Origin of the sequence: Parvibacter caecicola, from assembly GCF_003725335.1 — a bacterium.
GTDB classification, from domain to species: Bacteria; Actinomycetota; Coriobacteriia; order Coriobacteriales; family Eggerthellaceae; genus Parvibacter; species Parvibacter caecicola.
The window spans coordinates 24,884-31,152 of sequence record NZ_QIBY01000024.1; the positions used below are offsets into that span (position 1 = coordinate 24,884).

Sequence of the window (6,269 nt, forward strand, 5' to 3'; positions counted from 1 at the left end):
ACCGTTTGGCTCCCCCCTCCTTGAGGCCATTATGAAAGGAATAAAAAGGCATGGGAAAATAATTAAATGGCATAGACGCTCTTACGTGATTCCATTCTTGCATGCCCCCATGCCCGTGCTATAATCGCGCCCCAACGGGGGATTGTCAGAGGGGGTACCATGAACATCGAGCAGGCGCGCGAGTTTCTCGCTTTGTCCCGCTGCCTTAATTTCACCGAAGCGGCCGAACAGCTGAACATCACCCAACCGGCGCTTTCCAAGCACATCATCGCCCTGGAAAAGGAATTCAACTGCCGGCTTTTGGACCGCAACCGCCGCGGCGTGAACCTCACCGGTCCGGGAAAACTGATGTTCCAGAGCGCAACGGTGATGGTGGAGGAGTACGACAAGGTAAAGGCCGCCATCGGCGAGCTGAAAGCGCAGGTGACGGTGCGGCTGGTGGGCGACCTGCAGGACGAGGACGATTCGGCGCTGGCGTCGCTCACTGCGGTGGTGGCCCGCCAGAACAACCTGGCCACCATCGTGCTGGCCCCCGCTTGCGACGATCCGCTGAAAAAAGTGCTGGACGGCGAAGCGGACATCATGATCAGCTACACCGACCCCAAATACCTGAACGAACAGGGGCTGGCCCACGTCCCCTTCGTAACCCGCTCGCTGGTGGCAGTGGTGAACGCCGACCACCCGCTGGCGACCCGCGAAAGCCTGCACTGGGAAGACCTGCGCGGCCAAACGCTGCTGAAGTTCGTGAGCGACAAAACCAACCCCGCTTGGCTGCAGTTCGAGCGGCTGAGCGAAAGCTGCGGGTTCCAACCGAAATCCCGCGCCGTGCCCGCCTCCAACAACTTCGAGTTCTTCAGCACGCCGCTGAAAAACGACGTGCTCATTTGGAAATCCACCGAGCGCAACCTGGGGCTTTTGCTGGACACGGGGCGACGCATCGGCGTGCCGGTGGTGAGCGAGGAGGCCTGCCTCACCTCCTACGCCATTTTCAAGCAGGAGAACCGCGAGCAGCTGGAGCCCTTCGTGCAGGCGGTGAAGGAGGCGCGCGAGCTCCTGAACGCCCGCAAGCCGCACCGCCAGGGGTAAAGGCGCTCCCCTCCGGCGCGCCGTCGGGGGATGGCCGCGTGCCGGGGGATGGCTGCGCGCCCGGGACAACGCGCCGCCAAGGGCAATGGGGCGCCCCTCCCCTGTCCGCTTTTGCCATAATGGGGCCACACGAGAAGAGAGGCCCTATGGAAACCATCATCACCAAAGAAACCGTGGCCCGCGCCGTGGAAGCGGCCATCGACCGGTGCGCCTGCCAGCTGCGCCCCGACATGCTGCGGGCGCTGGAAGAGGCGCGCGCCGGCGCTGGCAGCCCCCGCGAGGGGCGGGTGCTGGACACGCTGCGGGAAAACACGGCCATCGCCGCCGGCGACCGCGTGCCTCTGTGCCAAGACACCGGCACGGTGTGGGTGTGCCTTGAAGTGGGGCAGCAACTGACGGTGCCGGGCGACGTGTTCTCCCTGGTAGACAGTGCGGTGGCACGGGCCTACGAGGGCGGGCGGCTGCGGATGTCGGTGCTGCGAGACGCCCTGTTCAACCGCACCAACACTGCCGACAACACCCCCGCCTTCTGCGAGCTGAAACTGGTGCCGGGGGCCAGCGCCACGGTGCACGTGCTGCTGAAAGGGGGCGGCTCGGACAACGCCTCCCGCGTGGTGATGCTGCCGCCGGGGGCCGGCCAGGAGGGCGTACGCCGGGTGGTGCTGGACTGCGTGCGCGAGAAGGCCGCCAACGCCTGCCCGCCGCTGGTGGTGGGCGTGGGCGTGGGGGCCACCTTCGACAAGGTGGCGGGCCTCGCCAAGCACGCGCTGCTGCGGGAAGTGGGCAGCGAGGCACCACGGCTCGAGGCGGCCGCCTTCGAGAAGAGCCTGCTTGAGGAAGTGAACGCTCTGGGCATCGGGCCGGCCGCATTGGGAGGCTCCCCCACCGCCGTGGCGGTGCACCTGGAAACGGCGCCCTGTCACATTGCCGCGCTGCCGGTGGCGGTGAACATGGGCTGCTCGGCCATGCGCTCCGCCAGCGTCATGCTGGTGGAAGACGGGAGGGCGCTCACGGATGCGGAAGTGGCGGCCCAGCTGGAGGCGGCCTTCGCAGCGGGTGCTGCCCCAACCGAGACGGCGTGCCGCACCCTCGCGCCCGCAGCGAGTGCTGCTCCTTCGGGTAACGCGGCTGACGCTTCGATTGCGGGCCGTGCCGATGTCGCAAGCGAAACAGGAGCCATTTCCGCCAGTCCCGCCGACGCGACGGCCGAAGAGGGCGCCGCCCCGCGCCGCCTGCAACTACCGCTTTCCAAGGAAGACCTGGCGTCCCTTTCCGCCGGCGACGAAGTGCTGCTTTCCGGCCCTGTGTACACCATGCGCGACGCCGGCCACAGCCGGGCGCTGGCGCATTTGGAAGAAACCGGCCGGTTGCCCTTCGGCCTTGAGGGGCAAACACTCTTTTACGCCGGCCCCACTCCCGCTGCCGCCGGCCGTCCGCTGGGCTCGGTGGGCCCCACCACCGCCAGCCGCATGGACTTCGCCACGCCCGCCCTCATGGAGGCCGGCATCGTGGCGTCCATTGGCAAGGGCAAGCGCGCGCCCGAGGTGGCGGACGCCTGCAAGGCCACAGGGGGCGTGTACTTCTGCACCATCGGCGGCGCCGCGGCGCTGCTGGCGAAACACGTGACGAAAAGCGAGCTTATCGGCTGGGAAGACCTGGGCACCGAGGCGCTGCGCCACCTTGAACTGGAAGATTTCCCCGCGTTCGTGGCCACCGACCCCCACGGCCGCGACCTGTACCGGGAAGTGGAAGGGGATGAGACAAAGGGACGGCCCTAACGTCTGATCGGAGGCTGTCGCAGATTCGGACATGACATCATCCCCGTCCCCTGTCATGGATCCAGCTATGGCACCGTCGCAGGTCGAATTCGTAGGGCAGAGATTCTATCTCTGCCTAAACGGACGGCCCACGCGGAGCTGCGGCTTCAGGCCGAGATAGAATCTCGGCCCTACGAAGATAGGGCGAAAGCCAACGCCCTTTGTCTCAAAACAAATCCATTGCGGCCGTGCGGGGGAAGGGCGGGGGCGGTCCGACAAACCGAGTTCCGCACGACGAAAACGCGCCAGTGGCGCGTTTTCCAAAGCAGGACTGTCTGAGCGACTTGGACTGCCCCCGCCCTTCCCCCTGCTCCAGAAACGAAAAAGGCAGAGATAGAATCTCTGCCCTACGATGGCCATTGCGTCAAAAGTGAACATCCCCTTGTCACGCTTTTTTGCGCTTGGTGGTTTTGCGGGCGGCGGGCTTCTTTTCCTTCTCCTGCTCTTTGCCGGGGCAGTCGAAGTTGGGGCACAGCTTCCACGGGCCGCGGGCGGTGGTGACCACCACCATGGGGGCGCCGCAATGTTCGCACACTTCCTCGGTGGCGGTCAGCTTACCGTATTGGGGCAGCGGGTAGCGGGTTTGACACTCATCGAAGTTCTCGCAGGTGATAGAGCGCTTCAGCGTTTTCGGGTTGCGGCGCGCCACCAGATTGCTGCTCTTGCCCATGGCGGCGCAGGTGGGGCACTTCCCCACCACCACCTCGGGTTCCTGGTTGGTGGGGCAAGCGGGGTCGATGCACACCACGCGCGGCTTGGTACGGAAGGCGGTCACCTTCACCTGGGGCATGCCGCAGGTGGGGCACAGCTCTTCCACCGACTCGATTTTGCCCGACGGCAGAGGGAAGGTGACGTCGCACTCGGGCCAGCCGGAACAGCCGATGAACATCGAGCGGGTTTTCTGGGAGGCCTTCAGCTGCAGGTCTTTCCCGCACTTGGGGCACTTGCCGATGTAGGCGTCGGCGGCCACGGCGTCGGCCAGGGCTTCCTTCACCTCTTCAGAGTGGGGCATGAGCGCCCCCAGCTCTTGGGACAGCAAATCGCGCGACGTGGTGACCACTGCCTCGCGGCTGGTTTTGCCCTCGGCAATCTCATCCATGCGCTCTTCCAGCTCGGCGGTCATGGCGCTGCCGGTGATGTGGGGGGCGAACTTGTCCAGCGCCTCCACCACCGCCATGCCCAGCTGGCTGGGCTCGATGGGGTCGTTTTGGATGTAGCTGACGTTGTAGAGCCGCTCGATGATGGCGTGGCGGGTGGACTTGGTGCCCAGCCCCAGCTTCTCCATCTCCTGAATCAGCTTGCCCTGGGAATAGCGGGCCGGCGGCTCGGTTTGCTTCTGCACGCAATCGGCGCCGTTGAAGGCCACCTGCTGCCCCTCTTCCATCGGCGGCAGCGTTTCGTCCTTCTTGAGGCCGTAGGGGTAAATGGCGCGGAAGCCCGGCTTCACCAGCACGTCGCCGCGGGCGATGAAGCGCTCGCCGCCCACCTCAAGCGTAACCTTGGTGCCCTCCACCACGGCCGCGTCCGACAGGGTGGCCAAAAAGCGTCGGGCGATGAGGTTGTACAGCTTGTACTCGGCAGGGGGCAAATCGTCGGGGGTTGCCTTGGCGGTGGGGTAAATGGGCGGGTGGTCGGTGGTTTCCTTCTTGCCGCGGGTGGCGCGGATGGAGCTTTGGGCCAAGATGGCCTTGCAGGTGGGGGCGTAAGCGGGGTTGCCGGAAATGGCGCGCACCACTTCGGCCAAATCCAGCGAGGCCGGGTACACCGTGTTATCCACGCGGGGGTAGGAAATGTAGCCGTCCATGTACAGGCTCTCGGCGATGCGCATGGTGCGGGCCGGCGAAAGCCCCTCGGCCGAGGCGGCGGCCATGAGGGCGGTGGTGTTGAAGGGAATGGGGGCGGGCACGGTGCGCTTGCGCTTCTCCACCGCTTCCACCCGGGCACTGCGGTGGCCCTCCACGGCGTTCATGGCCGCTTTGGCGGCGCCCTCCTCCTTGAAGCGGGCGGTGGCGTGGCCGGCGCTGAAGGCCCCGGGGCCGTCGCCGGCGGTAACCCCTTCGCGGGCATCGGCGTCAAACTGGCCGCTGATCACCCAGTAATCCTCGGGCACGAAGGCCATGCGCTCCCGCTCCCGCTGGCAGATGAGCGCCAGGGTGGGAGTTTGCACGCGCCCCGACGAGCGCACGTTGCCGTAGCCGGCGAACTTCACCAGCGTGAGGTAGCGGGTGAGCACGGCGCCCCAAATAAGATCGATGTCCTGGCGCGACGCGCCGGCCGAGGCCAGGTTGTCGTCCATGGCTACCAAGTTGCTGAAGGCCCCTTGGATCTCGGGCTTGGTGAAGGCGGAATAGCGGGCGCGGCTCACCGGCGCGGTGGCGTTCACCTCGCGGCAGCAGGACAGGGCGTCGGCGCCGATCAGCTCGCCTTCGCGGTCGAAGTCGGTGGCGATCACGATGGAGTCGGCCTTCTTCGCCAGGTTCTTCAGCGAGCGGATGATGTCCTTTTCCTTGGGCAACTTCTCGATGGGGGCGTACACCAAATAAGGCAGCGCCTCCATCTTCCAGCCCTTCAGCTCCACACCGTCTGCGGTGAAGGGCTTTTTCTTTTTGAAGGGGGGCTTGGGCAGGCTGTCGGGAATGGCGGCCGGCAGCGTTCGGCCGTCGGCGTCCACCCCCTGCCAGCCGCCTTTCTTTTTATATACCAGCGACGGGGCGAAGTCCGGCTCCAGGATATGGCCGCGCAGGCCGATGGTCACCCACTCTTCGCCGTCTTTCTCGAAACGGTACACCGGGGTGTTGAACACCTTGTCGGCCTTGGGCTTTTTCGCCCCCAGCAAATCGGCGATTTTCTGGGCGGCGTCGTGCTTTTCCGTAACAACAAGTTTCAAAGGGTCGCTCCTTCACAAGGGCGTTCGATGGTGCGCAAAGCCGCCGCGCACAGGGCGCGAGCGCAATTTGGTAGCATACCGCATTTCCCCAAAAGCAACAGAAAAAACAATTCCGAATGCCGCCTCCCGCGCAATCCCCCTCGCAGGGCACGCGCGACAGGGGGACGTTCACTTTTGACACACGCGGGGCCGAGGCCCCGTCTCGGCCCGAAGCGCGAGCGGTTCGCAGTTGCGGCTTAGGCAGAGATAGAATCTCTGCCCTACGAATCCCGCCTGGAAATGACTTCAGGCCCTGGCCAGCAGCCGAGGGTTTCCTAGGTGCCCCAGGTTGCCGCGCGCCGCGGCCAAGCGTACTCCGGTACGCGCCGAGCCCGCGGGAAACGGCAAGATGGGGCGCATGGGGAAGCCTCGGCGGACGAGGCGTTTCGCGGTTCGCCAGAACCGCGAAACCTACCGGGCGCCGCCGCCCCCGCCGAAGC

Annotated in this window: 3 protein-coding genes; 2 read left to right on the forward strand and 1 reads right to left on the reverse strand. The window is 65.7% G+C overall.

Annotated features, from left to right (window positions below):
* The first annotated feature begins 159 nt into the window (after positions 1–159).
* Together DMP11_RS09530 and DMP11_RS10565 are read left to right on the forward strand one after the other, a co-directional pair.
* A complete protein-coding gene (locus DMP11_RS09530) occupies positions 160–1,086 on the forward strand; it encodes a LysR family transcriptional regulator (protein ID WP_123186252.1) in 927 nt (308 codons plus the stop codon).
* A gap of 146 nt (positions 1,087–1,232) precedes the next feature.
* The gene (locus tag DMP11_RS10565; protein WP_170155484.1) at positions 1,233–2,864 is read left to right on the forward strand and encodes a fumarate hydratase; all 1,632 of its coding nucleotides are present in this window, start codon (positions 1,233–1,235) and stop codon (positions 2,862–2,864) included.
* A 424-nt stretch (positions 2,865–3,288) separates the two neighbouring features.
* On the opposite strand, the gene DMP11_RS09540 is transcribed toward DMP11_RS10565, so the two are convergent.
* Positions 3,289–5,790, reverse strand: coding sequence for a DNA topoisomerase I (locus DMP11_RS09540; RefSeq protein WP_123186253.1), 2,502 nt, complete (start codon positions 5,788–5,790; stop codon positions 3,289–3,291).
* Positions 5,791–6,269: the final 479 nt, after the last annotated feature.

Bases quoted from the DNA above. Each gene is read 5' to 3' on its own strand.
- DMP11_RS09530 (WP_123186252.1), top strand. From the start codon at position 160: ATGAACATCGAGCAGGCGCGCGAGTTTCTCGCTTTGTCCCGCTGCCTT.
- DMP11_RS10565 (WP_170155484.1), top strand. From the start codon at position 1,233: ATGGAAACCATCATCACCAAAGAAACCGTGGCCCGCGCCGTGGAAGCG.